Origin of the sequence: Litoreibacter ponti (assembly GCF_003054285.1) — a bacterium.
Taxonomy (GTDB): domain Bacteria; phylum Pseudomonadota; class Alphaproteobacteria; order Rhodobacterales; family Rhodobacteraceae; genus Litoreibacter; species Litoreibacter ponti.
Genome location: NZ_QBKS01000002.1, coordinates 929,410 through 953,910, shown reverse-complemented (window position 1 = coordinate 953,910; position 24,501 = coordinate 929,410). Strand labels below are relative to the sequence as shown.

26 protein-coding genes are annotated in these 24,501 nt (G+C 64.2%); 16 read left to right on the top strand and 10 right to left on the bottom strand.

What is annotated here, in order from left to right:
- Nucleotides 1-69: 69 nt before the first annotated feature.
- The gene (ubiA, locus tag C8N43_RS18540) at nucleotides 70-1,035 is read right to left on the bottom strand and encodes a 4-hydroxybenzoate octaprenyltransferase (RefSeq protein WP_107847206.1); all 966 of its coding nucleotides are present in this window, start codon (nucleotides 1,033-1,035) and stop codon (nucleotides 70-72) included.
- A 12-nt stretch (nucleotides 1,036-1,047) separates the two neighbouring features.
- Here ubiA and C8N43_RS18535 point away from each other — a divergent pair, with 12 nt between their 5' ends.
- Genes C8N43_RS18535 through C8N43_RS18525 form a run of 3 tightly spaced genes read left to right on the top strand, consistent with a single transcriptional unit; the run spans nucleotide 1,048 to nucleotide 3,717 of the window.
- Nucleotides 1,048-1,767: a 16S rRNA (uracil(1498)-N(3))-methyltransferase gene (locus C8N43_RS18535; protein ID WP_107847205.1), complete on the top strand. Its 720-nt coding sequence runs from the start codon at nucleotides 1,048-1,050 to the stop codon at nucleotides 1,765-1,767.
- On the top strand, nucleotides 1,764-2,288 hold the full coding sequence (locus C8N43_RS18530) for a hypothetical protein (RefSeq protein WP_107847204.1): 525 nt from the start codon (nucleotides 1,764-1,766) through the stop codon (nucleotides 2,286-2,288). The genes C8N43_RS18535 and C8N43_RS18530 overlap by 4 nt, the downstream gene beginning before the upstream one ends.
- Nucleotides 2,289-2,346: 58 nt before the next feature.
- A complete protein-coding gene (locus C8N43_RS18525) occupies nucleotides 2,347-3,717 on the top strand; it encodes a glutamate--cysteine ligase (protein WP_107847203.1) in 1,371 nt (456 codons plus the stop codon).
- On the opposite strand, the gene C8N43_RS18520 is transcribed toward C8N43_RS18525, so the two are convergent.
- From C8N43_RS18520 to C8N43_RS18500, 5 genes are all read right to left on the bottom strand, one after another.
- Nucleotides 3,714-4,142, bottom strand: a complete 429-nt coding sequence (locus tag C8N43_RS18520; protein WP_107847202.1) for a DUF805 domain-containing protein — start codon at nucleotides 4,140-4,142, stop codon at nucleotides 3,714-3,716. The two genes, C8N43_RS18525 and C8N43_RS18520, sit on opposite strands and share 4 nt — an antisense overlap.
- Nucleotides 4,143-4,145: 3 nt before the next feature.
- Nucleotides 4,146-4,757 carry a glycerol-3-phosphate 1-O-acyltransferase PlsY gene (gene plsY / locus C8N43_RS18515; RefSeq protein WP_107847201.1) on the bottom strand — a complete coding sequence of 204 codons (612 nt, stop codon included), beginning with the start codon at nucleotides 4,755-4,757 and terminating at the stop codon, nucleotides 4,146-4,148.
- A complete protein-coding gene (gene pyrC / locus C8N43_RS18510; RefSeq protein ID WP_107847200.1) occupies nucleotides 4,750-6,039 on the bottom strand; it encodes a dihydroorotase in 1,290 nt (429 codons plus the stop codon). Before pyrC ends, plsY begins: the two co-directional genes overlap by 8 nt.
- Before the next feature lies 1 nt (nucleotide 6,040).
- Nucleotides 6,041-6,631: a hypothetical protein gene (locus C8N43_RS18505; RefSeq protein ID WP_107847199.1), complete on the bottom strand. Its 591-nt coding sequence runs from the start codon at nucleotides 6,629-6,631 to the stop codon at nucleotides 6,041-6,043.
- A 332-nt stretch (nucleotides 6,632-6,963) separates the two neighbouring features.
- On the bottom strand, nucleotides 6,964-7,920 hold the full coding sequence (locus tag C8N43_RS18500) for an aspartate carbamoyltransferase catalytic subunit (protein WP_107847198.1): 957 nt from the start codon (nucleotides 7,918-7,920) through the stop codon (nucleotides 6,964-6,966).
- A gap of 83 nt (nucleotides 7,921-8,003) precedes the next feature.
- Between C8N43_RS18500 and C8N43_RS18495 the strand changes: the two genes are divergently transcribed.
- The 5 genes from C8N43_RS18495 to C8N43_RS18475 all read left to right on the top strand — a co-directional run bounded on the left by C8N43_RS18495 (nucleotide 8,004) and on the right by C8N43_RS18475 (nucleotide 14,857).
- Nucleotides 8,004-8,777, top strand: coding sequence for a uracil-DNA glycosylase (locus tag C8N43_RS18495; protein ID WP_107847197.1), 774 nt, complete (start codon nucleotides 8,004-8,006; stop codon nucleotides 8,775-8,777).
- Nucleotides 8,774-9,346 (top strand): hypothetical protein, encoded by a 573-nt coding sequence (locus C8N43_RS18490; RefSeq protein ID WP_107847196.1) that lies wholly within the window; start codon nucleotides 8,774-8,776, stop codon nucleotides 9,344-9,346. The genes C8N43_RS18495 and C8N43_RS18490 overlap by 4 nt, the downstream gene beginning before the upstream one ends.
- 15 nt (nucleotides 9,347-9,361) lie before the next feature.
- Nucleotides 9,362-9,904 carry a molybdenum cofactor biosynthesis protein B gene (gene moaB, locus C8N43_RS18485; RefSeq protein WP_107847195.1) on the top strand — a complete coding sequence of 181 codons (543 nt, stop codon included), beginning with the start codon at nucleotides 9,362-9,364 and terminating at the stop codon, nucleotides 9,902-9,904.
- A gap of 90 nt (nucleotides 9,905-9,994) precedes the next feature.
- On the top strand, nucleotides 9,995-11,452 hold the full coding sequence (locus C8N43_RS18480) for an efflux RND transporter periplasmic adaptor subunit (protein ID WP_107847194.1): 1,458 nt from the start codon (nucleotides 9,995-9,997) through the stop codon (nucleotides 11,450-11,452).
- Between the two features lie 3 nt (nucleotides 11,453-11,455).
- Nucleotides 11,456-14,857 (top strand): efflux RND transporter permease subunit, encoded by a 3,402-nt coding sequence (locus tag C8N43_RS18475; RefSeq protein ID WP_107847193.1) that lies wholly within the window; start codon nucleotides 11,456-11,458, stop codon nucleotides 14,855-14,857.
- Here the strand turns inward: C8N43_RS18475 and C8N43_RS18470 are convergent.
- Nucleotides 14,854-15,627: a protein-disulfide reductase DsbD domain-containing protein gene (locus C8N43_RS18470; protein ID WP_158270018.1), complete on the bottom strand. Its 774-nt coding sequence runs from the start codon at nucleotides 15,625-15,627 to the stop codon at nucleotides 14,854-14,856. The genes C8N43_RS18475 and C8N43_RS18470 overlap by 4 nt on opposite strands.
- A 175-nt stretch (nucleotides 15,628-15,802) precedes the next feature.
- Between C8N43_RS18470 and C8N43_RS18465 the strand changes: the two genes are divergently transcribed.
- A complete protein-coding gene (locus C8N43_RS18465) occupies nucleotides 15,803-16,372 on the top strand; it encodes a YqgE/AlgH family protein (protein ID WP_107847192.1) in 570 nt (189 codons plus the stop codon).
- Here C8N43_RS18465 and C8N43_RS18460 read toward each other — a convergent pair.
- Complete coding sequence (locus C8N43_RS18460) at nucleotides 16,369-17,301, bottom strand: L-threonylcarbamoyladenylate synthase (RefSeq protein WP_107847191.1); 933 nt, start codon at nucleotides 17,299-17,301, stop codon at nucleotides 16,369-16,371. The genes C8N43_RS18465 and C8N43_RS18460 overlap by 4 nt on opposite strands.
- A gap of 163 nt (nucleotides 17,302-17,464) precedes the next feature.
- Between C8N43_RS18460 and C8N43_RS18455 the strand changes: the two genes are divergently transcribed.
- From C8N43_RS18455 to C8N43_RS18435, 5 genes are all read left to right on the top strand, one after another.
- Complete coding sequence (locus tag C8N43_RS18455) at nucleotides 17,465-19,171, top strand: acyl-CoA dehydrogenase (RefSeq protein WP_107847190.1); 1,707 nt, start codon at nucleotides 17,465-17,467, stop codon at nucleotides 19,169-19,171.
- Complete coding sequence (locus tag C8N43_RS18450; protein ID WP_245913082.1) at nucleotides 19,168-20,196, top strand: MBL fold metallo-hydrolase; 1,029 nt, start codon at nucleotides 19,168-19,170, stop codon at nucleotides 20,194-20,196. Before C8N43_RS18455 ends, C8N43_RS18450 begins: the two co-directional genes overlap by 4 nt.
- A gap of 3 nt (nucleotides 20,197-20,199) precedes the next feature.
- Nucleotides 20,200-20,658, top strand: coding sequence for a DUF6173 family protein (locus C8N43_RS18445; RefSeq protein WP_107847189.1), 459 nt, complete (start codon nucleotides 20,200-20,202; stop codon nucleotides 20,656-20,658).
- 150 nt (nucleotides 20,659-20,808) lie between these two features.
- Nucleotides 20,809-20,949: an aa3-type cytochrome c oxidase subunit IV gene (locus C8N43_RS18440; RefSeq protein WP_107847188.1), complete on the top strand. Its 141-nt coding sequence runs from the start codon at nucleotides 20,809-20,811 to the stop codon at nucleotides 20,947-20,949.
- Between the two features lie 9 nt (nucleotides 20,950-20,958).
- Entirely contained in the window at nucleotides 20,959-21,549 is a 591-nt protein-coding gene (locus C8N43_RS18435) for a hypothetical protein (RefSeq protein ID WP_107847187.1), read from the top strand.
- An 83-nt stretch (nucleotides 21,550-21,632) separates the two neighbouring features.
- Here C8N43_RS18435 and rpsU read toward each other — a convergent pair whose 3' ends face one another.
- A complete protein-coding gene (gene rpsU / locus C8N43_RS18430) occupies nucleotides 21,633-21,836 on the bottom strand; it encodes a 30S ribosomal protein S21 (RefSeq protein WP_107847186.1) in 204 nt (67 codons plus the stop codon).
- Between the two features lie 111 nt (nucleotides 21,837-21,947).
- On the opposite strand from rpsU, the gene C8N43_RS18425 reads away from it, so the two are divergent.
- Nucleotides 21,948-22,631, top strand: a complete 684-nt coding sequence (locus tag C8N43_RS18425; RefSeq protein WP_107847393.1) for a COQ9 family protein — start codon at nucleotides 21,948-21,950, stop codon at nucleotides 22,629-22,631.
- Between the two features lie 12 nt (nucleotides 22,632-22,643).
- The gene (locus tag C8N43_RS18420; RefSeq protein WP_425437094.1) at nucleotides 22,644-23,630 is read left to right on the top strand and encodes an NAD(P)H-quinone oxidoreductase; all 987 of its coding nucleotides are present in this window, start codon (nucleotides 22,644-22,646) and stop codon (nucleotides 23,628-23,630) included.
- A gap of 55 nt (nucleotides 23,631-23,685) precedes the next feature.
- Here C8N43_RS18420 and C8N43_RS18415 read toward each other — a convergent pair whose 3' ends face one another.
- Nucleotides 23,686-24,336: a VPLPA-CTERM sorting domain-containing protein gene (locus tag C8N43_RS18415; protein WP_107847185.1), complete on the bottom strand. Its 651-nt coding sequence runs from the start codon at nucleotides 24,334-24,336 to the stop codon at nucleotides 23,686-23,688.
- Nucleotides 24,337-24,501: the final 165 nt, after the last annotated feature.

Here is a 24,501-nt window from a genome sequence, read left to right as displayed (position 1 = left end):
GTGTACCGTGGTCGATTGCGCCGGATGCGGCACAGGATTGTTCGTAACGGGCGCGCGCGCGATGTTCAATCACAGGAGCGCGGCGGCGGCAAGAAACAGCGTGGGGATGAGCCCGGCGTCGCGGTTGGACCGAAAGAGCCGCATGCAATTCTCTGGGTCATCCGTATCGAGGCGGCGCAGTTGCCAGACCATGTGCCAGCCAAAGGCCCAGACCCCGGCCAGCGCAAGGGTCAGCGCGATCACATTGCGCTCGGGCACCAGCGCGATGATCACCGCGGCGCTCATCAAGACCACCGCCGCCACCATGAAGGCGCGCAGCCATTTGGGGCTGTCTTCCCCGAAGAGCCGCGCGGTGGATTTCACCCCGATCAGGGCATCATCCTCGGTGTCCTGATGGGCATAGATTGTGTCGTAGAACAGCGTCCAGGCGATCCCCGCCAGATACAGCACGAACGGAGCCGCACTCAGGCTGCCGGTATGCGCCGCCCAGGCCAGAAGCGCGCCCCAGTTGAAGGCCAGCCCCAGAAAGACCTGCGGCCACCAGGTGAACCGCTTGGCAAACGGGTAGATCGCCACGGGCAGCAGTGCGAGGATCCCAAGCGCGATGGCCGCCGCTTTGAACGTCAGCAGGATACCAAGCGCCAGCAGAGCCTGGATAACCATCCAGACTGCCGCCTGCCTCGCCGTGACCTGGCCCGAGGGGATCGGCCGCGACTTGGTGCGCGCCACCTGCGCGTCGAACTCCCGGTCGGAGATGTCGTTCCAAGTGCAGCCCGCACCGCGCATCAGGAACGCCCCCATGGCGCAGCCGGCGATGATCCAGAGATCGAACAGGGCCAGACCCTTCGGATCGGCCCCCGCCGCCAGAAGAACGCCCCACCAGCAGGGCAGCAGCAGCAGCCAGGTGCCGATGGGCCGGTCGGCGCGACTGAGGCGAAGATAGGGGCGGCTCCAGACCGGGGCCCATGTGTCCACCCAGTTCTGCGGCACCGCATCAATGACTTGCCCCTCTGGAACTTGGCTTGTCTCGGTCATAAGGTCGGCCCCATGGAACGCGCGAAGATACGGCTGTTTGTAGACCACGATTTGGGCGCGGGACAATCCGTCCCGATGACGCAGCCGCAGGCAAATTACCTGTTCAATGTCATGCGCCTGAAGGTGGATGACCGCATTGCGCTGTTCAATTCGCGCGATGGCGAATGGACCGCGCGGGTGGTCGACGCCGCCAAGCGGCGTGGCATGGTCGTGTGCGAGGCGCAGACCCTGCCATTGCAGATGCCGCCCGACCTCTGGCTATTCTTCGCGCCAATCAAGAAGGCGCGCACCGACTTCATCGTCGAAAAGGCCGCCGAGATGGGCGCGGCGCGCGTTCTGCCGGTCTCGACCGAGTTCACCAATTCCGAGCGTATCCGCCAGGACAAGCTGCAGGCCCACGCCATCGAGGCGGCGGAGCAATGCGGCGGAACTTACGTGCCGGAGGTGGCCGAGCTGGCGAAGCTAGGCGCGGTGCTCGACAACTGGCCGCCGGACAGGCACCTTCTATTCTGCGACGAGACGCTCGCGGGCGCGGCCACCGACTTGTCTCAACTGCCACAAGGGCCTTGGGCGATCGTCATCGGTCCCGAAGGCGGCTTTTCCGAGCCCGAGCGCGCCCGCCTGCGCGAGTTGGGCCATGCCATCAGCCTTGGCCCGCGCATCCTGCGTGCCGACACCGCCGCCGTTGCGGCATTGGCGCTGTGGCAGCAGGCACTTGGAGACTGGACATGATCCGCCCCGAAATCGTTACGTTCTTTACCCGCTACGCGGAGGTGATCGCGGGCGGACTCCTTGCCATCCTTGGCATCTGGATCGTGACCAGCAGCAGCCTGTTCTGGTCGGCCATTGGGATCATCCTGGCCATTATCGGTGGGGGATGGGCCGGAGGGGCATGGCGCCGCATCAGGCTCAGCGCGCAAGACCATGACGGCCCGGGCGTGGTCGAGGTCGATGAGCGCCAGATCACCTATTTCGCGCCCTATGAGGGCGGGGCGGTGTCGATCAACGATCTCGCACGGGTCACCATCCTGACCACGGACAAGGGCCCTGCGGTGGAAGATGTACACTGGCTGCTCGAAGAAAACGGCGGCGGGCGGCTGGTGATCCCGAACTCGGCAGAGGGCGCGGATCAGCTCTTCGATGCGCTCGCCCCGCTCAAAGGCGTGGATTTCGATACCGCGATCAAGGCCATGGGCTCAACCGCCAATGCGAGTTTCGTGATCTGGGCGAAACAGCGGGCGCAGTTGCATTGACATCGCGCGCAAATCCCAGCACGCCTAGACCAAACAGTTCAGACGGAGCCCTTCGCACATGTCCATTCCCCAGTCCGGCGGCGGCCCGATCACCCATCATGACCAACTCGCAGAGCTTCTGAGCGACGGCTGCAAGCCGCGTGAGGCTTGGCGCATCGGCACCGAGCACGAGAAATTCGGCTTCTGCCAAGACACCCACAAGCCGCTGCCATATGACGGCGAGCGCTCGATCAAGGCGGTTTTGACCGGCTTGCGCGATCGTTTCGAGTGGGCACCGGTGGAGGAAGACGGGAACATCATCGGTCTGACCAAGGATGGCGCAAACGTCTCGCTGGAACCCGGCGGCGCGCTCGAGCTGTCGGGTGCCCCGCTCGAGACCGTGCACCAGACCTGCGACGAGGTGAATTCCCATCTGGCCGAGGTCAAATCCGTGGCCGACGAGATCGGCGTGAAGTTCATCGGCCTCGGCGCCGCGCCGGAATGGACTCACGAGCAGATGCCGCTGATGCCCAAGGGCCGCTACAAGCTGATGAACAACTACATGGAAAAGGTCGGCACCATGGGCACCGCCATGATGCGCCGCACCTGCACCGTGCAGGTGAACCTCGATTTCGGATCCGAGGCCGATATGGTGCAAAAACTGCGCGTCTCGCTGGCGCTGCAGCCCGTGGCGGTCGCGCTGTTTGCCAATTCGCCATTCTTCGAGGGCAAGCCCAACGGGCACAAATCATGGCGCTCGCGCATCTGGCGCGATCTGGATGCCGACCGCACCGGCATGCTGCCCTTCGTCTTTGAGGACGGCTTCGGGTTCGAGGCCTGGGTGCAATACGTGCTCGATGTGCCGATGTATTTCGTCTACCGCGACGGGGTCTATATCGATGCGCTCGGCCAGTCTTTCCGCGACTTCCTGAAGGGCGAGCTGCCCGCGCTGCCGGGCGAGAAGCCGCTGCTGTCAGACTGGGCCGACCATTTGACGACGGTGTTCCCGGAGGCCCGCATCAAGCAATTCATCGAAATGCGCGGGGCCGATGGCGGTCCGTGGCGGCGCCTGTGTGCGCTGCCTGCCTTCTGGGTCGGACTGCTCTACGATCAAACGGCGCTCGATGCGGCGTGGGACCTGTGCAAGGGCTGGGACGCCGAGACCCGCGAAGGCCTACGCATCGCGGCCTCCGTGGATGGGCTCGCGGCAGAGGTGAATGGGATAAAGATGCACGACCTCGCGCGCGAAGTCGTCGCTATTTCCGAGCTGGGGCTGAAGAACCGCGAAAAGCCCGGTGCGGGCGGGCTGGTGCCCGACGAGACGCATTTCCTCAACGCGCTGAAAGAGAGCATTGAGAGCGGCAAGACCCCCGCCGACGAGCTGCTTGAGAAGTACCATGGCGAATGGGGCGGTGACCTGAGCCGTATCTACGACGAATACGCCTACTAGTCATCGTCGCGCACCACCGGGATGCGGGAGCTGCCATAGGTCAGCGCCTCGCGCTCGCGACCCAGCGGGTCCGGGCCGTGGGCGTTCGGGCCACGATCCCCGGGCAGGGCCGCGAGGATCAACAGCGCGACTTGCCCGAAGGGCAGCAGCAGCAAAAACATGAGCCACGCCGTCAGCCCCTTGTCATGCAAGCGGCGCGCCATGACCGCCAGCATCGGCAGGAACAAGACCATCATGTAGATCAGCATTGGGCCGACATCGTCCTCGGTCACCACCTCGTCCGGGCGCATCAACGTCTCGATCAGCGCGACCCAGAACCCGGCCGAATAGACCAGCAGGAACCACCAGAATTCGGAGCGCGGCGCGCGACCGCGCCAGCGGAAAGACTTCAAAAGGCAGGATTTCAAAGCTGCGAACGGCCTCATGACCTATTCCTTCTTCAGCGCGATCTTCTTCTCGGTGCCTTTGAGGATGCGGCGGATGTTGCCCGCATGGCGCACCCAGATCAGTGCGCCAAGGGCAAGGGCGAGCAGGGTGAACTCCGGCAGGCCCAGCACCTGCAGCCACATTGGCACAAGCGCTGCGGCGGCAAGCGCTGCGAGCGACGAGATACGGAACAGCAGCGCGAAGGCGAGCCATGTCAGGCAGGCGGCCAAACCGACCGGGAAGGCGAGGGCCAGCAGCGTGCCCAGATAGGTCGCCACGCCCTTGCCACCCTGAAATTTCAGCCAGACCGGGAAGACATGGCCGAAGAAGGCCGCAAATCCTGCCAGCTGCGCCGCGTCCTCACCCACGAGAGCCCGCGCGACCAGAACGGCAATGCCGCCCTTGCCCGCGTCCAGCACCAGAGTGGCGAGCGCGCCGCCCTTGGAGCCCGTGCGCAGCACGTTGGTCGCCCCGATGTTTCCCGAGCCGATGGCTCGCAAATCGCCCAGACCCAGCAGGCGGGCGATCACAAGGCCAAAGGGCACCGAGCCCAGCAGGTAGGCCAGTACGGCGACCAGCGCGAGTAATTCGGGGGCGGAAGTGATCTCAGGCACGGGCGTAGACCTCTGTGCCACCCACGAAGGTGCGCAGCACCCGGCCCTGCATCCGCTGACCGTCGAAAGGTGTGTTCTTGGATTTCGAAAACAGCGTCTCGCGGTCCAGCACAAACGGCGCGTCGGGATCGAACAGCACCAGATCGGCGGGCGCGCCTTCCTCTAGGCGGCCGCCCTCCAGACCCAGCCGCTTGGCCGGGTTCAAGGACAACGCGCGCCACAGGGTCGGCAGATCGACACCCGCATGGACCAGCCGCATCGCGGCGGGCAGCAAGGTTTGCAACCCGACCGCACCCGAGGCCGCTTCCTCGAACGGCAGCCGCTTGCTTTCTTCGTCCTGCGGTGTGTGCATCGAACACACCACGTCGATCAGGCCCGACGCCACGGCCTCCACCATGGCAAGCCGGTCGTCCTCGGACCGCAGAGGCGGCTTCACTTTGAAGAAGGTGCGGTAGTCGCCCACATCCAGCTCGTTCAGCGTCAGGTGGTGGATCGAAACCCCCGCCGTCACGTCCAGCCCCGCAGCCTTGGCGCGTTCCAGCGCGGGCAGGCTGGCGGCGGTGGACAGCTGGTCGGCGTGGTAGCGCACGCCGGTCATCTCAACGAGTGCCAAATCCCGCTCCAGCCCCATCCGCTCCGCCATTGGCGACACCGCTGGAAGCCCGCGCAGCGAGGCGAACTTGCCCGATGTCACCGCAGCGCCGGCGCTGAGCCCGGGATCTTGCGGGTGTCCCATCACCAGCGCGCCCAGCGAGCGGGCATATGTCATTGCGCGGCTCAAAACCTTGGGGTCGGTCACCACGTTATCGCCATCGGAAAACGCCACCGCGCCTGCGTCCATCAAAAACCCCATCTCGACCATCTCGCGCCCTTGACGGTCCTTGGTCAGCGCGGCCATCGGCGCGATCCGCAAAGGGGCGATCACGGTGCCGCGTCGTTTGGCGAATTCCAGCGTCTCCGGCGTATCGACGGTTGGGATCGTGTCGGGGCGGGTGACCATGGTGGTGACGCCGCCTGCGGCCGCGGCGCGCCCGGCGGTGCGGAAACTTTCCTTGTGGCGCTCGCCGGGCTCGCAGACCTTTACGCCGATATCGATGATGCCCGGGGCCAGAACCTTGCCGCCGCAATCGAGCGAGTTAACAGCTGTAAACTTTGCAGATATATCAATATCTTGAGCTAATATTTCGTTTATCCGCCCATCCTTGATGTGCAGATGGCCCGGCGCCTCGGTTCCCGCATCCGGATCGATAAGGCGCGCATTGGTCAAAACCAGCTCGGACATGTCAGCTCGCGCCTCCGGAGAAGAAAATCACAAAGAGCGTGTAAAGGATGATCAGCGCAGAGACCACGCCCACGATCCAGTACCACAGCGGGGTCGCCGCACGGGGTACGGGCGGCGGCGCGACCGGGTCGGGCTGGGGCGCGGGTTTCGCCGCCGCAGAGGTAAGTGTGGTGAAGTCCGTTGCCGCCTCATGCTCTGCATATGCGCCGACCAATGCGACCGGCGGTGTCGGCACGATCAAAGCGGGTCCAGAAAAGGCCCGCGAGGGCAGAACCGCGACGTGACCCTCCAAGGCATCGAGCCGTTCCGCATTGGCTTCGAGATCGGCCTCGGAAATACCTAGCCCCTCGATGAGGTAGCCTGTCAGGCCAAGCTCCCCCAGCTCGCTGAGCCTGAGGATCTGAACCTGGCTGTCGTCAAGCTCCGACAGCCCTAGGGCATCGCGCAGCGGGTAATCATAGCCGCCGGTATTGTTGAGCTTGGGCCGGGTGAAGGCGGGGATATGATGGGTCGCCAGATCAATGGTGAAAAGCCGGTAGACGCGATGCTCGGACTCGCGCACTTCAAGTGGATGGAAAGGCAGGGTGACCACCTGTCAGCTCCCGAGCCAGATCATCAGACCGGTGAAGGCGAAGATGCCAAGGAGGGCATAGGTGGCAATCTTACCGGACATACGGGGGTCTTTGGGGTCTTCACTCATTCCGAAACCTTTACTGCGACATCTGGGCCAGAGACCGTCTGGATCTCACGCATTTTCTGGAGAACACGACGGGCGTCTTGCAACAGTTCGAACCCGACATCGGTCGTGTGTGTTTTGCCTTTTAGCGCCTTCCATCGGTGATTTGAACTCCAGACGGAGCGCAGGGCTTCGCTGGCCCTGCCAGACGATCTCTTCGCCTGCATTAAGCAATCTGTCCCGCTCGCTCACGCCAAGACCTCGCGCGGACCGGCGGCGGCGCGCCGGGATTTTACCAGCAGCTCCATCGCGGCCATGCGCACGGCGACGCCCATCTCGACCTGCTCCTGGATCACCGAGCGGTTGATGTCGTCGGCCAGCACCCCGTCGATCTCGACGCCCCGGTTCATCGGGCCGGGATGCATGATGATCGCGTCATCCTTGGCATAGGCCAGCTTTTCGGGGTCGAGCCCGTACCGGTGGTAATACTCGCGCTCCGACGGGATGAAGCCGCCATCCATCCGCTCTTTCTGGAGCCGCAGCATCATCACCACATCCACGTCGCGCAGGCCCTCGCGCATGTCGTCGAAGACTTCTACCCCGAACTCCGAGATGCCCGAAGGCATCAGGGTCGGCGGGCCGACGAGGCGCACGCGGTTCTCCATCTTGCCCAGCAGGATCAGGTTCGACCGGGCCACACGGCTGTGGGCAATGTCGCCACAAATCGCAATCGACAGCCGGTGCAACCGCCCCTTGGCGCGCCGGATCGTCAGCGCGTCGAGCAGCGCTTGGGTGGGGTGCTCGTGCCTGCCATCGCCCGCGTTCAGCACCGCGCAATTGACCTTCTGGGCCAGCAGGTCCACCGCGCCCGAGTGGGGGTGGCGCACGACCAGCAGGTCCGGGTGCATCGCGTTCAGGGTGAGGGCCGTGTCGATCAGCGTCTCGCCCTTTTTGACCGAGCTCGCCTGCATCGCCATGTTCATCACATCGGCGCCCAGCCGCTTGCCCGCGATCTCGAAGCTGGCCTGCGTGCGGGTGGAGTTCTCGAAGAACATGTTGATCTGGGTCAGCCCCGCCAGCACCTCCGAGTGCTTCACATCGCGGCGGTTCAGCTCGACATACTGGTCGGCGAGGTCCAGCAGGGTGCTGATCTCATCGGGGCCAAGATGCTCAATCCCCAGCAAATGCTGTGCGCGGAATGTCATGGTCGGCCTCCTTCGTTCCGGGCGACGTATAGGCAATGCGGCTTCGCTGGGCAATGGTGCGGCGGCGGGCTAGATTGCGCCTCATGGAATCGATGGATTATCATCAGGCGAAGGCGCTCTTGGAGTGGCAGATCGACCTTGGGGCCGATGAGGCCATCGGGGACGAGCCAATCAATCGCTACGAGACCCCGAAGGAAGTCCCCAAGCCGAAGCCTGCTGTAAAGGCGGAAGCGCCAGCGGCACCAGCGGCGCAGAAAGGGCCCGACCCCGTCGTTGTCGCCCGCGAGATGGCAGGCGAGGCGGAAGATCTTGACGCCCTGCGCGCCGCCGTCGCGGCCTTTCCCCATTGCGAGCTCAAGAATGGTGCGCGCAATCTGGTGTTCTCGGACGGGGTGCCGGGTGCGCGGGTGATGGTCATCGGCGAGGCACCGGGCCGGGACGAAGACCGCGAAGGCAGGCCCTTTGTCGGGCGCGCGGGCCAGCTGCTTGATGCGATGTTCGCCGCCATTGACCATGGTCGCGACGGGGCGGAGCACCCGATCTACATCACCAACATCATGCCGTGGCGGCCGCCGCAGAATCGCGACCCAAAGCCCGACGAGATCGCGATGATGCTGCCTTTCGTGGAGCGTCACGTGGCGCTGGCGCAGCCGGAGGTGCTGGTCCTGATGGGCAACATCGCCTGCGGCGCGCTCTTGGGCCAAAAGGGCATCACCAAGCTGCGCGGCACATGGTCAGAGGCGCTGGGCAAGCCAACGCTGCCCATGCTGCACCCGGCCTATCTGCTGCGCACGCCCATCGCCAAGCGCGACACCTGGGCCGATCTTCTGAGCCTGCAGGCGAGGTTGCGCGGGTGAGAGCGCTGGCGGTTTGGCTGATGCTTTGCGGGACGGCGTGGAGCAACGAACTGGCCCCGAAGCCCCACGAATTGGACGCGCTTTATGTGGCGGGCGAGGTGCAGCTGGACCTGACTAGATCGCCTGTCGCGCCTTATGTGGCTTTGCCGGGTGATATCCGCCTTTACAAGCATGGTGCTCAGATCAGGGCCGAAGACCGCTCCGGCCACCGCCCGGCGCTGTGCTCGCTGGAGCTTGCGATGACATTGCGGGCGATGGCCGAGACCTGCCGCGGGCTGGCGCGGCCTGATCACTTGCGGGTGATGGACACTGCGATCGATGCGCATATCGCGTTCATCGCGGAGAACCATGTGCCGCCGCGCCCCCGTAGGGAGGTGCGCTTCCTGATCGCCCAGAGGATGTCCGAAACCTATCTGCGGCTGAAAGATCGCCGCCTGTGTTCCGAGCGCGAAATGTCGCGCTGGGTGCCATTTGTGCGCGAGATCGATGATGGTACATTCAGCGCCACGCTGGATGCCAGCCTGAAGGCCGACCGCCTGCCTGTCGCCGACCCTTGCCAAAGCAACTGACCCGGAAAGAGCCCCATGAGCCGCATTGACGAGACCGCCGAGTTCCTGCCCGTCCGCATCGCGGTGCTGACGGTCTCGGACACCCGCACGCCCGAGGATGATCGCTCTGGCAACACGTTGGTCGAGAGGCTGGAGGGTGCGGGACACACGCTCGCCGCCCGCACGATCCTGCCCGATGAGCGGGACCAGATCGCGAACCAGCTCCGCGCCTGGTGCGCAGACCCGGAGATCGACGTGGTGCTGTCTACCGGCGGGACGGGTCTGACGGGGCGCGATGTGACAGTCGAGGCGCACCGCGATGTCTACGAAAAAGAGATCGATGCGTTTGGCACGGTGTTCACGATCATCTCGATGAACAAGATCGGCACGTCCGCCGTGCAATCGCGCGCGACGGGCGGCGTGGCGAACGGAACGTACCTGTTCGCGCTGCCCGGTAGTCCCGGCGCCTGCAAGGACGCATGGGACGAAATCCTGTCCAAACAGCTCGATTACCGTCACCGCCCCTGCAACTTTGTCGAGATTTTTCCGCGATTGGACGAACATCAGCGACGGAAATAGGCGGCTCACACGTTTGTGTCAGGTTCATTGGACGACGCGGTCCGCGCGCCTTACATATAGCGGGTACATTTTTTTGGAGCCTGATCGCCCATGCGATTCTTCCGCCGCAGCCTTGTTGGTCTGTTTTTGTTGGCCCTGACCGCCGGCCTTCTGGCCATGGGCGGCAACACGATCTATTCGGCCCTGCAGGAGCGGTGGTCGAAGGAAAGCAATCCGCGCCCCGCGCGCGAGCGGGTCTTCACCGCGCAGGTCATCGAGCTTGTGCCGGACACTGTGACACCGATCCTGACCAGCTTCGGCGAGGTTCAGGCGCGAAGAACGCTTGATCTGCGCGCCCCGGTGGGCGGCACAGTGGTGGAGCTGTCGCCCGATTTCCTCGAAGGCGCAGCGGTGGAGGCCGGACAGCTTCTGGCCCGCATCGACCCCGCCGATGCCCAGACGGCCGTGGATGTCGCCCGCACCGATCTTGTTGAAGCACAGGCCGATTTGCAGGATGCGCAGAGCGCGCTGTCGCTCGCCCGCGACGATCTGGCGGCGGCGCAGGACCAGCTTGCCTTGCAGGATCGCGCGTTGCAGCGGCAACAGGACCTCAAAGCCCGTGGGGTCGGCACGGATGCCGCCGTGGAGACCGCGGAGCTGGCCCGCGCGTCGGCCCGCCAAGCGGTTTTGTCGCGTAGGCAGGCGATCCAGCAGGCAGACGCGCGCGTGACCCAGACCCGCACGCTGATCGAGCGGCGGCAGATCAACCTGACCAATGCAGAGCGCCTGTTGGCTGACACCGAGATCTACGCGGAATTCGACGGCAGGCTGTCGGGCGTTTCGGTGACGCAGGGCGGGCTGGTCGCAAATAATGAGCAGCTCGCGCAGCTGATCGACCCCAACGCGTTGGAAGTGACCTTTCGGGTCTCGACCGCGCAGTACACCCGATTGCTGGACGCCGATGGCGCGCTGATTAATGCACCCGTGACGGTGACACTTGAGGTGCTCGGCACCGATTTGAGCTTTCCCGCGCGCCTGACCCGCGAAAGTGCGGCCGTGACGGAAGGCACAACGGGCCGTTTGCTGTTTGCCGAGCTGGATGAGAGCCGCGGCCTGCGGCCCGGCGATTTTGTGACAGTGTCCATCGAGGAGCCTCCGCTTGATCGGGTGGCCCTGATCCCGGCCGCCGCCGTCGCGCCTGACGGCGCGGTGCTGGTGCTGGGGGAGGAAGACCGGCTGGAAGAGGGGGAGGTTACCGTTTTGCGCCGCCAAGGCGATCAGGTGATCGTCCGGGTGCGCGGCCTTGCCGGGCGCGAGATCGTTGCGGAGCGCTCGCAGCTTCTGGGCGCGGGCATCAAGGTCAAACCGCAACGCGGTGCGACCGCAGGTGTGCCCGAAGAGCCGGAACTGGTCGAGCTGGACCCTGATCGCCGCGCCCGCCTGATCGCCTTCGTTGAAGGCAATGGGCGCATCCCCGACGCGGTCAAGCAGCGCATGCTGACACGCTTGGCGGAAGAGCGTGTGCCCGCCGACATGGTCACGCGGCTGGAAAGCCGCATGGGAAGCTAGCGGATGCGCGGGCCGTTCAAAAAGGGGCCCGGCGGCGTGTTGTCCTACTTCACGCGCCATCGGACCGCCGCGAACCTGATCCTTGTCATCATGCTAGCCTTGGGCATCGCCGCGGTACCGCGCATGAACACGCAGTTCTTCCCCGATGTCATCGTGGACAGCGTGTCGGTCAATGTCACATGGGACGGGGCCGGGGCGGACGATGTCGACAGCGGCATCGTGCAGTTGCTGGAGCCCGCTCTTCTGGCGGTCGAGGGGGTGGAAAGCTCGTCGTCTTCATCGCGCGAGGGCCGCGCCTCCATCGATCTGGAGTTCGAGCCGGGTTGGGATATGGGCCGCGCCGCCGACGAGGTGCAGGTTGCCGTTGACAGCGTCACCAACCTGCCCGACGAGGCCGAGGAGCCCACGGTGCGCCGCGGCGCATGGCGCGACCGGGTGACGGATGTGGTCATTACCGGGCCCGTCTCGGTCGAACAGCTGGGCCGATTCGCCGATGAATTTGTCACCCGGCTGTTTGCCGCCGGGGTGACGCGCGCCACGATCCGCGGCGTGGCCGCGCCAGAGACGATTGTCGAGGTCTCATCGCTTTCGCTGATCCGCAATGATGTGACCATGGCGCAGATTGCCGAGGCGATCCGGGGCGAGGCCTCCGCCGACCCCGCGGGTGATGTGGACGGGGCCAACGCCCGCGTGCGCACGGGCATCGAGAAGCGCGATCCAACCCAGATCGCGGATATCGTTTTGCGCTCGAACCCCGACGGCTCCAAGCTGCTGATCGGCGATGTGGCCCGGATCGAGGTGGGGGGAACAGACCGCGAGCGTGCCTATTTTGTAGACGACAACCCGGCGATCTCCATCCGCGTGGACCGTTCCAACCGGGGCGACGCCATCGACATTCAAGCGCAGGTGCAGGAGGTTGCCGACGACCTGGAGCTGACCCTGCCCACGGGCACCGAGGTGCAGTTGATCCGCACCCGCTCGGAGGCGATCACCGGGCGTTTGAACATCCTGCTCGACAACGGGCTGGTCGGGCTTGGATTGGTCGTGTTGCTGCTGTTCCTTTTTCTGAACGCCCGCACCGCCTTCTGGGTCGCCGCTGGAATCCCCGTGGCGATGCTGGGTGCGATTGCGCTGATGTATCTGGCGGGGCTGACGATCAACATGGTCTCGCTCTTTGCGCTTATTATTACGCTCGGAATCGTGGTCGATGATGCCATCGTCGTGGGCGAGCATGCCGACTACCGCGCGCGATATCTGGGCGAGGACCCGATGTCTGCGGCCGAAAACGCGGCGCGGCGCATGTCATCGCCCGTTTTTGCGGCGACCGTCACCACGATCATCGCCTTCTTTGGCCTCGTGGCGGTCGGGGGGCGGTTCGGCGATTTGATCATCGATATCCCGTTCACCGTGATCGTGGTGCTGATCGCGTCCCTAGTGGAATGCTTCCTGATCCTGCCCAACCACATGGCGCACGCGCTGGCGTCTTCGGCCAAGGAGCGGTGGTACGATTGGCCGTCGCGCACGGTAAACTCCGGGTTCGAGTGGGTCCGCGCCAAGCTGTTCCGCCCGTTCATCGCGGGCGTGATCTGGGCGCGCTACCCCGTAATGGCGCTGGCGCTAGCGATCCTTGCAAGCCAGGCTGCACTCTTCATCAAGGGCGACGTGACCTGGCGGTTCTTCAACGCGCCGGAGCGCGGTTCGATCTCTGGCAACTTCTCGATGCTGCCCGGCGCCACCCGCGATGACACGTTCGAGATGATGCGGGAGATGCAGCGGGCGACGCGCGATCTGGCCGCCCGCTACGAAGAGGAGCATGGCCGCAATCCCATCGACTACGTCCTTGCGGAAATTGGCGGCACCACCGGGCGCGGCCTTGCGGGACAGGAAACCAAGGAGACCGACCAGCTTGGCTCCATCGCGATTGAGCTGATCGACGCCGACCTGCGCCCCTATTCCAGCTTCCAGTTCCTGGGCGAGCTGCAGGACGAGGTGCGCCGCCACCCGATGCTGGAGACGGTGAGCTTCCGCGGCTGGCGCTCCGGCCCCGGCGGTGATGCCATTGATGTGCAGCTTTACGGGGCCGAGGCGGAGACGCTGAAGGCCGCCGCCGAAGAGCTGAAAACGTTGCTTGCGCGCTTCCCGGAGGTCTCCGCGCTGGAGGACACGCTGGCCTATGACAAGGAAGAGCTGATCCTTGATCTTACAGCACAGGGTCAGGCGCTTGGCTTTACGATTGACGAGCTGGGCCGGGTGCTGCGCAACCGGCTGAACGGGATCGAGGCCGCCACCTATCCTGACGGGCCACGCTCTGCCACGATCCGGGTCGAGCTGCCGCGCGGCGAGCTGACGGCGGATTTCCTGGAACGCACCTTCCTGCGGGCGGAGGCAGGGGAGTATGTGCCACTGAGCGATATCGTGTCGGTCACCTCGCAGACCGGCTTCTCGACCGTGCGGCGGGAGAATGGCATCCGGCTGGTCTCGGTCACTGGCGATCTGTCGGAGGACGATCCCGTGCGCGCGGAAGAGATCATGGCGCTGCTTGAGAACGAGCTTCTGCCGCAGGTCGAACAGGATTTTGGCGTCGCCACGCAGATGTCGGGCTTGGCCGAGCAGGAGCAGGATTTCCTGACCGACGCCGGGCTTGGCTTCCTTCTGTGCCTCATCGGAATTTATCTGGCGCTGGCTTGGGTTTTCTCCAGCTGGACCCGGCCCATCGTGATCATGCTGATCATTCCCTTCGGTTTGGTGGGCACGATATACGGCCACCACGCCTGGGACGTGCCATTGTCGATGTTCACGGTCGTGGGCCTGATCGGGATGACGGGGATCATCATCAACGACTCCATCGTGCTGGTCTCGACCATCGACGACTACGCCAAAGAGCGCGGCCTGATCCCCGCAATCATCGACGGCGCCGCGGACCGCTTGCGTCCGGTGCTGCTGACCACGCTGACGACCGTTTTGGGCCTTGCACCGCTGCTGTTCGAGAGCTCGGCGCAGGCGCAGTTCCTTAAGCCCACGGTGATAACCCTATGCTACGGTCTTGGCGTCGGGTTCTTCCTTGTGATGCTGGTGGTGCCGTCGCTGATCGCGATGCAGGCGGATGTCTCGCGGCAGACGCGGGCGATGCGACGGACACTGCGCGCGACCCCCGGGGTCAAATGGGCGACGCTGGGTCTGGTGGCGGTGCTGGTGGCGCTCTTTGCGGCGACACTTGGCGCGGTCATAGTTATGGGGGAACTACCGGCGGCGTGGGCGCTGCTTTCACCGACGCTTGACGGTGGCTCCGCGGGTCAGGCATTTGCCCTGTTCCTTGGGGGATCCGCCCTAGTTCTGGCAAGCGCTTGGGTGATCGCAGCGATCGGCCATGCCACCATCGGTGGCCGTCGCATCCGGACCGGCTAGCAGCCGGGAATATCCACGCCCATTTGTGTCGTCAGAACGGTCATCCGCGTGCGGGACAGATCAAGCGTGAACGGCTCGCCCGTGGGCTTCGCGATGTACGCCTTGGCGCTTAGGCGGTCACCGTCGCGGGTCACCTTGGGCTCGCTCACCCAAAGCGACGGGTCGGACGGTTCGATCACCAGTGCTTCGTTGCGGCCGGGCAGCTGCGGCAGCTCCATGCTGATCGCAATCTCCGCCTGCTCCGGGCCGTAGCTTATGTCGCATTCGATTGAGTGCAGGCCTGAAGTTTCCGCGGGTGCGGGTCGATCGGCAAACGCCGCCTCGATCAAATCGACATTTGAAACCTCGCCCGCGGCGAAGGTGTGGTCGAGAACCATGTTCACGGGCAGGCAAACATCTGCGCAGACACCGAAATCCATGTAGGCATGCAGCGTGATGTCATCTGCGTCGGCCTGCGCATCAAGTTGTAGCGGGACGACGACTTCATCGCGGTAGCCGATGGAACGCAGCCCGTTCTGCCGAAAGACCTCGGGCGTCGGCCAAAGGACACGCGCCTCGTCAAGGTTGTACGATTTGGAGAAGTCAAAGCGCGTCGGCACACCGCCGTCTCCAGGAGCGCGCCAGTAGGTCTTCCATCCCGGTGCCAGTGTAATGCGCAGCGCGGCCATGTGAGTGCCGTCGGCCTCTCTCCAGCCGGGTAGCAGACTGACCTCGACCACGTCCGAGGCGTTATCGGCCAAAACCTGTGCCGCAGCTGTGGCGGGCGTCATTGCGACCGCCACAGCTGTGGCGCAGAAGAATGAGGTTTTGGCCGAGTTCATGAGATTTGGCATAACAGCCCACTGCGCCACAAGAAACTCACGATTGAGCGATGAAATGTCATGGAACCTGACCTGTGACCTTCCTGCGCTTGCACGGGGGCAAACCAGACCCCACCTTGCTTGCATGGCTTTCGATTCGACCCAGATCACCGGCAAGCTGCTTGTCGCGATGCCCGACATGGGGGACCCGCGGTTTGACCGCTCGGTCATCTTCATGTGCGACCACTCGGACGAGCGCGCCATGGGGCTGATTATCAACAAGCCGTCGCGTGATCTGCGATTTAACGACCTGCTTAAGCAGCTCGATATCCCAAAAGCCCGCCGCGAGCATCAGATCAAGGTGCATGTGGGCGGGCCGGTGGATTACGGGCGCGGCTTCGTTTTACACAGCAGCGATTACTTCAGCCGCAACAGCACCATGCGCGTGGCGGGTGGATACGGGTTGACCGCGACGCTCGACATTCTCGAGGATATCGCCCAAGGCGATGGGCCGGACCGCTGCATCCTCGCGATGGGGTATGCGGGCTGGGGGCCGGGCCAGCTAGAAGGCGAAATCCAGCGCAATGGCTGGCTGATGTGCGATGCAGACGCGGAGCTGATCTTCTCACCCGACAACGACGCCAAGTGGTCCCGCGCCCTGGAGCTGATGGGGATCAACCCGTTGCTGCTGTCCCCCGGTGGCGGCTCCGCCTAGCCGCGTGGTGCTGCGGCGCGCGCCAGCCTGTCATTGATCGCCAGACCCAGACCCGTCATCGGGATCGGGGCGACGTGGATCACGTCACCCGGCATCGCGTCCAACTCGCGTAACATCGCAAAGAGGTTCGCGGCAGCCTCCCGCAGGTCGCCGCTGGGAGACAGGTTGCGCGTCCCGGAGACCTTTCCAAAGCCCACCATCAGCGGACCATCGCTCTGATTCAGCAGGACCATAGCGTCAGGCGCGTAATGCGAGCTGAGCTGCCCCGGCGCGGACGGGGTGTCAGGTGACGTGTCGTGGGTCAGAGGGGTGCCGAGAGCAGCCTCGACGGCCTCCAGCGGAAGCCCGCCCGGGCGCAAAAGGGCGGGGGGCGATGCGCGCAGGATCGTGCTTTCAAGCCCGACCGCGCAGGGACCACCATCGAGAACAGCGTCGATCCGCCCGCCGAGACCATCCAGCACATGCGCGGCCGTGGTAGGGCTGATTGCACCGGATGGGTTGGCAGAGGGAGCCGCCACGGGCCGACCCACCGCGCGCAGCAGCGCCACCGCCAAAGGTTGCGCGGGCACACGGATGGCGACTGTATCAAGCCCGGCGGTGACCAGCGAGGACAGGCCGTGGTCGGGCTTGAGCGGCACGACAAGCGACACGGGGCCGGGCCAGAAGGCCTGCGCCAAAGCGCGGGCGGTATCGTCGAAAATGGCCAGTTGCTCTGCCTCTACCAGGGACGGCACATGCACAATCAGCGGATTGAATGCGGGGCGGCCCTTGGCCTCGTAGACCTTGGCAACAGCGGTCCCGTTGGTGGCATCCGCGCCAAGGCCGTAGACGGTCTCTGTGGGGAAAGCGACGAGGCTGCCTGCCCGCAACAACTCCGCCGCGCGCTCCAGCGCGGGGGGGTCGAGCACTTCCGTGGCGAGTTGGGGCATCTGGGCAGGGGCCTGTTCTGACGTGGCGTTTCGCTTGAAGCGGGCGAAGGTGAGCGGCACAACTATACGTGATTGACCCGCCCTTTAGCGGATTGCGGCTGCGCTTGCAAAGCCGCCAAAGCCAACGCTTTGACCCAAGTCTTGTGACCGAAAGAGGATTATCATGCCCTATCGCGCCCCTGCCGACGAGTACCAGTTCCTGTTCGACCATGTTGTTGGTCTGGACAAGGTGACCGCGACCGACCGTTTCGAAGAGGCGACTGCCGACGTGGCGTCCGCGATCCTCGAAGAGGCGGCGAAGATGTCGAACGAGGTTCTGGCACCGCTCAACCGCGCGGGTGACCTGCACCCGGCGAAGCTTGAGAACGGCGTTGTGCGGACTTCGCCCGGTTTCGGCGACGGCTACAAGGCTATCGCGGAGGGCGGCTGGATCGGCATGGCCGCCAGCCCCGAATATGGCGGCATGGGCCTGCCCTATTCCCTGCAAAACGCGGTTAATGAGATGATGGGCGGTGCCTGCCTGTCGCTGCAGCTGAACCCGCTGATGACCCAGGGCCAGATTGAGGCGCTGGAGCACCACGCCTCTGACGCGATCAAGGATCTCTACCTGCCCAAGCTGATCTCGGGCGAGTGGTGTGGCACAATGAACCTGACGGAGCCGCAAGCGGGCTCCGACGTGGGCGCGCTGAAGTCCAAGGCAGAGGACAATGGCGACGGCACTTATGCGATCACTGGCCAGAAGATCTACATCTCGTGGGGCGACAATGATTTCTCCGAAAACGTGTGCCACCTTGTGCTGGCGCGCCTGCCCGATGCGGTGCCGGGCACCAAGGGCATTTCGCTCTTCATGGTGCCGAAGCTGATCCCGGACGAAAACGGCGTGCCGGGCGTGGCCAACAGCCTGAAGGTCGTCTCGCTCGAGCATAAGCTGGGCCTTCATGGCTCGCCCACCGCGGTGATGCAATATGACGGTGCGACCGGTTGGATGATCGGCAAGCCTAATGGCGGTATGGCGGCGATGTTCACCATGATGAACAACGCGCGCGTGGGCGTCGGCGGGCAGGGTATCGCAGTGGCGGAAGCCGCCTATCAGCACGCGCTGGCCTACGCGACGGACCGCAAGCAGGGCCGCGCGGCGCAGGGCGACACTATTCTGGGCCACGCCGACGTGCGCCGGATGCTGGCGCAGATGAAGGCGGACGTATTCGCCGCCCGCGCCATTGCGGCCTCCTGTGCGGCGGCCATCGATATGCAGACCGCCACGGGCGGGGCCGAGTGGACCGCGCGCGCAGCCCTGCTGACCCCGATTGCCAAAGCGTTCGGCACCGATGTCGGCATTGAAGTCTCGCAGCAGGGCATTCAGGTCCATGGCGGCATGGGCTTTGTCGAGGAAACCGGCGCGGCGCAATTCCTGCGCGACGTTCGGGTCACCGCGATCTACGAAGGCACCAACGGCATTCAGGCGATGGACCTCGTGGCGCGCAAGATGATGGATGGCGGCGAGGCAGCTTACGCGCTGATCGACGAGATCGAGGCCTATGCCGAGGAGTGCAAAGGTACGATGCCCGATCTGGCGGGCCCGGTCTTCACCGCCGCCGAGACGCTGCGCGAAACCACCGAGTGGCTGGTCGAGCAAGAGCTCAACGACCGTTTCGCCGGTGCCGTGCCGTATCTGCGCCTCTTTGCGCGGGTCCTTGGCGGCTACTACCACCTCTGCGCGGCCAACGCAGCCGGAGCCGACAGCGCCCGCGCGCGATTGGCACAAGTCTACGTGCAGCGCATCCTGCCAGAGCATGGCGGTCTGGCTGACCATGTGCGCCAGGGCGCGCAAGACCTCTATGCTCTGACGGACGAGGACCTGGCCGCTTGAGCGACACTTTGAGCTACCCTTTCCCGGACATCCCGGGGGAGGGGGACGCCATCGAAGTCGCACCGGGCATCCTGTGGATGCGCCTGCCGCTGCCGATGAAGCTCGACCACGTCAACATCTACGCGCTGGATGATGGCGACGCCTGGACCATCGTGGACACGGGCTTTTATTCCAAACGCGGGGTCGCGCTGTGGCAAAAGCTGCTGGCGGGGCCGCTGCAGGGCAAACCCGTCGCCCGCGTGATCGTCACGCATCACCACCCCGATCACATCGGCATGGCTGGCTGGTTCCAGTCCGAGCGTGGCGCGGAGCTGATAACGACCCGTACTGCTTGGCTGATGGCCCGGATGCTGGTGCTCGACGAACAGGACCGCCCGACACCGGAGGCTTTGCAGTTCTGGACCCGTGCTGGAATGGATCCGGATATCTTCGCCGCCCGCGCCGCTGAACGTCCGTTCAATTTCGCCGATTGCGTCGCGCCGATGCCGCTGGGCTACCGCCGCATTCGCGAAGGTGACACGCTGCACGCCGCCGGGCGCGACTGGACCGTGCGCATCGGCAATGGCCACGCGCCGGAACATGCAACCTTTTGGGCCGACGGGCTTGTGTTAGGCGGCGATCAGCTGCTGCCCTCGATCAGCCCGAACCTTGGCGTCTACCCGACCGAGCCTGACGCGGACCCTGTGGAAGACTGGCTGGAGGCCTGCGAGCGCCTGCGGGGCCATGCGACACCGGATCAGTTGGTCCTGCCCGGCCACAAGCTGCCCTTCACCGGCCTGCCCATCCGGATGCGCCAACTCATCGACAACCACCACGGCGCGCTGGCGCGTCTGCTGGATCATCTGGCCGAGCCGCGCACGGCGCATGACTGCTTCATGCCGCTCTTCAAGCGCGAGATCGGCGGCGGCGAGTATGGGCTGGCGCTGGTCGAAAGCGTGGCCCACTGCGCTCACCTTTATTTGGCTGGACAGGCCACCCGGGTTCTGCGCGATGATGGGGCGTATCTCTACCAGCGCAAAGGGTAAGCCATGGACGACGATATCCGCACCACCGCCGAGGCGATTGAGGGTGCTGCACTCCGCCGTGCAGGCGTCGTCCACGTCACCGATTGCGGCACCACGCCCGAGGAAGAAGAGCTGCCAGCGTCCGTCTCCAAAACCCCGGTCGAGCAGAAAAGCCCCGCCGAATGGGCCTATGAGCGGTTGATCCTCTACATCAAGAATTTCGAGGAAAAGCTCGACAATGACCACGAGGTCGCGATGGGCTTTACCGGTGGTGATGCAGGCATCATGCGGATCGAGGGGTTGGGCTTCTACGCCCCTGATATCATCACCTTCTACGGCTCTGACCCCGGCGGCGCGCGGACCCAGCAGATCCAGCACGTCAGCCAGTTGAACGTGCTGCTGCGCGCCTTGCCCAAACATGTCGATCAGCCAGAGCCGAAGCGGATCGGCTTCCGGCTGGTACAGGATTTGGAGAACGGATGATCGCTTGAGCTTTCGCCGAATTACGTGCTCGCCGAGTGGGACAACGGGGCGCGGCGGCGCAACATGCCACACCCGCAAGCCGCTTCCCCCTCGTGACAGGGGCCCAAGAATCCGCTAACTCGGCTCAAACACTTCGCTGGAGAGACGAAAATGACAGATCAAGAGCACGAACACGGCTCCATGGACATCAAGGATCAGGAAAAGACCTTTGATGGTTTCGTGAAATTCACCACCTACTCGGTGATCGGGATCATCATCTTCCTGATCCTGCTGGCGCTGGTGAACGGCTAACTTACTCGGATGAAAAACGCGGTCCTGGCCCTCGGGCTGGTCGCCATGCTGGCGGCCTGCGGGGCGGAGCCCGTCTGGGCGCCGGAAGAAGACGTGCGCGCCAAGACCTATGTGCATGGCGGGCCCGCGACGTTGACGCTGATCACCGTGATCAACAACCGCTCCGGCGCGGGCGGGCATTCGGCGCTTTTAATCAACGGATCGCAGCGCGTGGTCTGGGACCCGGCAGGCACATGGTGGAGCCCCAATGCGCCCGAGCGCAACGATCTGCATTACGGGATGACGGACCGCATGGTCGACGTCTATGTCGACTACCACACCCGCGAGACCTACCACACGGTGCTGCAAGAGATCGAAGTGCCGCGCGCTGTGGCTGATCAGGCCATCCGCGAGGCCGCCGAATACGGCGCGGTCCCGAAGGCGGCGTGTTCGCTGTCCACAGGACAGATCCTCAGCCGCCTGCCCGGTTTCGAGAGCGTTCGGTCCAGCTATTTCCCTGTAAGGACGATGGACGCTTTCGCGGCGCTCCCCGGTGTCACGACTCGCAAGGTCTATGATGACGATCCGGACGATAACTCGAGCAAGCTGCCCGCCAACTGATCCTCGACCGACGTAGGCCGAAAAGAGCAAGCCCCCCGCAACTTGCGCTGCGGGGGGCTGCTATTTGGTGCTGAAAGCGGGGCTTACCCGTTCTCGCGCTGTGCCTTTTTACGGGCCAGCTTGCGGGAGCGGCGGATGGCCTCGGCCTTCTCGCGTGCTTTCTTCTCAGACGGCTTTTCGTAATGTTGCTTGAGCTTCATTTCCCGAAAAACGCCCTCACGTTGAAGTTTCTTCTTCAGAGCGCGAAGTGCCTGATCGACGTTGTTGTCGCGAACGCTTACCTGCATGTGGTGTCACCACCTTCCTAGGTTAGATTTGCAAGATTGCAGGAAGTGGCCGTATAGCAAAGCGCCCCTACCTTGTCTACACAGGACATCAAGCCTTTGGAGGGCCCCGATATGGAAGACGCCAAGACCGCAATTCTCGACGCAAGCCTGCCCCACGTGGCCTTTGACGGCTGGTCGGAGGACACCTTTCGCGCCGCCGCCGCAGACGCGGACGTGCCGCTGGAGCAAGCCCGCGCAATCTTCCCGCGCGGCGCGCTCGATCTGGCGATTGCGTTTCACCAGCGGGGCGACGCGCAGATGGTGGCGCGGCTTAAGGCAGAGAACCTGCTGTCCATGCGCTTCCGCGACCGGGTCGCTGCGGGCGTGCGTTTCCGGCTCGAGGCCGTGGGCGAGGACAAGGAAGCCGTGCGCCGCGGCTCGACGCTTTTTGCACTGCCGCAGAACGCGGCGGAGGGCGCGAAGCTGATCTGGGGCACGGCGGACGCAATCTGGACCACGCTCGGCGACAGCGCGCAGGATTTCAACTGGTACACCAAACGCGCGACGCTCTCGGGCGTCTACGCGGCGACGGTGCTCTATTGGCTGGGTGACGAGAGTGAGGGGCATCAGGCCACCTGGGAATTCCTCGACCGCCGAATTGAGAATGTCATGCAGTTCGAGAAGGTCAAGGCGCAGGTCAACGCGAACCCCCTAGCCTCAAAGCTGATGGCGGGCCCGAACTGGGTGCTGTCGCAGATCAAGGCGCCGCAGGCGGGAATTGACCCGAACCTGCCCGGCCGCATGACCCCCAAGTAAGGACCTGACGAGATGAGCTTGCCTGACACGATGCGGGTGGTGGAGATCACCGAACCCGGCGGCCCCGAAGTGCTGCAAATGCGGGAGGCTCCGGTGCCGCAACCCGGGGCTGGCGAGGTGCTGATCAAGCTCGCCTATGCCGGGGTCAACCGCCCCGACGCGCTTCAGCGGGCAGGCATGTACGACCCGCCAAAAGGCGCGTCGCCCTATCCGGGGCTGGAAGGCGCGGGCGAGGTCGTCGCCGCAGGTGAAGGCGCGGGGGTCGAAATCGGTACGCAAGTCTGTGCCCTGCTGCCGGGCGGGGGCTACACGGAATACGTGGTCACCCCGGGCGCGCATTGCCTGCCGATCCCGCAAAGTCTTGGGCTGGCGCAGGCCGCCGCGCTGCCGGAGACGTTTTTCACCGTCTATTCAAATGTCTTTATGCGCGGCGGGCTGAAGGCGGGCGAGCGGTTTCTGGTCCATGGCGGCTCTTCGGGCATCGGGACGACGGCAATCCAATTGGCTCATACCTTTGGGGCGCGGGTCTTCACCACCGCAGGCTCGGACGAAAAATGCGCGGCCTGTCGCGATCTTGGGGCAGAGCAGGCGTTGAATTACCGCGAGGATGATTTTGTCGAGATGATGCGGGCCGAGGGCGGCGCGGATCTAATCCTCGACATGGTCGGGGGCGACTACCTGCCACGAAACGTGCGCGCCTTGGCCGATGATGGTCGGCTTGTGCAGATCGCGTTTCTGCAGGGTCCCAAGATCGAGCTTAACTTCGCGCAGCTGATGATGCGCCGGTTGACGATCACAGGCTCCACCCTGCGACCTCAAAGCAATCTGGCCAAGGCGCGGATCGCCGAGAAACTGCGGCAAGATGTTTGGCCGCTGATCGAAGCAGGACGCATTGCGCCCGTCATGGACAGCGAGTTCGCGTTGGAAGAGGCCGCCAAGGCCCACGCCCATATGGAAGCGTCCGGCCATATCGGAAAGATCGTACTGAAAGTCAGCTAAACGAAAACCGGCGCCCCGTGGGGCGCCGCTTCGTTATTTTCATCTTTGGGATGGTTCAGGACGTCTTCTTGCGCATTTTGCGCAATGCGCCCAGCCCACCAAGACCGCCCATCAGGAACAGCATGGAGGCCGGCAGCGGAACCGGCTCCGGCTCATTGTCGTCGCTCAGCTCAAGTCCGAGACGCAGGTCAACGCCGAAGCACGTTGGTGCCGAGCAGCCTGACTGGTAGTTGCCTTGATCGCCCCATAGGCTGAGGAAACCGAAAGCGTTGTCTACGCCGTTCGCCGGACCTGATTGCAGGCCATCCGCGAAGACGAAGCCATAGTCCCCGTCGGCCACATTCGTAGCACCCGAGAACTTGAACGAGATATCGCCGCCAACCGCCAGATTGGACCCGAAATCTGCACTTGGCACGAGGCTGAGCGTTCCCGCTCCACTTACGTTGCCCCCGCCGACGAGGCCGAAGCTCAAGGAGATCTCTCCCGTTGTCGTGTTCCAGTAGCTGCCCGAGTCGAGCGCCAGAGGATCGGGATCCTCGAGTGTTCCGCCGCTCATTTGGCCGCCGGATTGGGTATGGAACATGCTGAACCCGAAACCGGGAACGGAGCCGTCCTCAATGCTGGTGATGTTGTAGATTGCCGCGACGCTTGGCAGTGCAAAAATTGCCGTCGCAAGGCCTGCTAAAGCCGTTGTTCTTAAAATCATGTCTCCCCCCTTGGGATCACTTGTTAAATCAACACGGCGAATTATGCGGCGCTCCAAGCGTTTTCACCAAACGATTTCGGGATTGGAAACCTGTAAGCCTCTGAATCAATGAGAAATGACAAAACGCTCCGTGAACTATTTTGGGGATTAAGCGAACAAATTGTC

What these genes read in the sequence shown, in the direction of transcription:
- ubiA (WP_107847206.1), bottom strand. Translation starts at nt 1,035, where the DNA reads ATGACCGAGACAAGCCAAGTTCCAGAGGGGCAAGTCATTGATGCGGTG.
- C8N43_RS18535 (WP_107847205.1), top strand. Translation starts at nt 1,048, where the DNA reads ATGGAACGCGCGAAGATACGGCTGTTTGTAGACCACGATTTGGGCGCG.
- C8N43_RS18530 (WP_107847204.1), top strand. Translation starts at nt 1,764, where the DNA reads ATGATCCGCCCCGAAATCGTTACGTTCTTTACCCGCTACGCGGAGGTG.
- C8N43_RS18525 (WP_107847203.1), top strand. Translation starts at nt 2,347, where the DNA reads ATGTCCATTCCCCAGTCCGGCGGCGGCCCGATCACCCATCATGACCAA.
- C8N43_RS18520 (WP_107847202.1), bottom strand. Translation starts at nt 4,142, where the DNA reads ATGAGGCCGTTCGCAGCTTTGAAATCCTGCCTTTTGAAGTCTTTCCGC.
- pyrC (WP_107847200.1), bottom strand. Translation starts at nt 6,039, where the DNA reads ATGTCCGAGCTGGTTTTGACCAATGCGCGCCTTATCGATCCGGATGCG.
- C8N43_RS18500 (WP_107847198.1), bottom strand. Translation starts at nt 7,920, where the DNA reads ATGACATTCCGCGCACAGCATTTGCTGGGGATTGAGCATCTTGGCCCC.
- C8N43_RS18495 (WP_107847197.1), top strand. Translation starts at nt 8,004, where the DNA reads ATGGAATCGATGGATTATCATCAGGCGAAGGCGCTCTTGGAGTGGCAG.
- moaB (WP_107847195.1), top strand. Translation starts at nt 9,362, where the DNA reads ATGAGCCGCATTGACGAGACCGCCGAGTTCCTGCCCGTCCGCATCGCG.
- C8N43_RS18480 (WP_107847194.1), top strand. Translation starts at nt 9,995, where the DNA reads ATGCGATTCTTCCGCCGCAGCCTTGTTGGTCTGTTTTTGTTGGCCCTG.
- C8N43_RS18475 (WP_107847193.1), top strand. Translation starts at nt 11,456, where the DNA reads ATGCGCGGGCCGTTCAAAAAGGGGCCCGGCGGCGTGTTGTCCTACTTC.
- C8N43_RS18470 (WP_158270018.1), bottom strand. Translation starts at nt 15,627, where the DNA reads ATGACGCCCGCCACAGCTGCGGCACAGGTTTTGGCCGATAACGCCTCG.
- C8N43_RS18465 (WP_107847192.1), top strand. Translation starts at nt 15,803, where the DNA reads ATGGCTTTCGATTCGACCCAGATCACCGGCAAGCTGCTTGTCGCGATG.
- C8N43_RS18460 (WP_107847191.1), bottom strand. Translation starts at nt 17,301, where the DNA reads ATGCCCCAACTCGCCACGGAAGTGCTCGACCCCCCCGCGCTGGAGCGC.
- C8N43_RS18455 (WP_107847190.1), top strand. Translation starts at nt 17,465, where the DNA reads ATGCCCTATCGCGCCCCTGCCGACGAGTACCAGTTCCTGTTCGACCAT.
- C8N43_RS18445 (WP_107847189.1), top strand. Translation starts at nt 20,200, where the DNA reads ATGGACGACGATATCCGCACCACCGCCGAGGCGATTGAGGGTGCTGCA.
- C8N43_RS18440 (WP_107847188.1), top strand. Translation starts at nt 20,809, where the DNA reads ATGACAGATCAAGAGCACGAACACGGCTCCATGGACATCAAGGATCAG.
- C8N43_RS18435 (WP_107847187.1), top strand. Translation starts at nt 20,959, where the DNA reads ATGAAAAACGCGGTCCTGGCCCTCGGGCTGGTCGCCATGCTGGCGGCC.
- rpsU (WP_107847186.1), bottom strand. Translation starts at nt 21,836, where the DNA reads ATGCAGGTAAGCGTTCGCGACAACAACGTCGATCAGGCACTTCGCGCT.
- C8N43_RS18425 (WP_107847393.1), top strand. Translation starts at nt 21,948, where the DNA reads ATGGAAGACGCCAAGACCGCAATTCTCGACGCAAGCCTGCCCCACGTG.
- C8N43_RS18420 (WP_425437094.1), top strand. Translation starts at nt 22,644, where the DNA reads ATGAGCTTGCCTGACACGATGCGGGTGGTGGAGATCACCGAACCCGGC.
- C8N43_RS18415 (WP_107847185.1), bottom strand. Translation starts at nt 24,336, where the DNA reads ATGATTTTAAGAACAACGGCTTTAGCAGGCCTTGCGACGGCAATTTTT.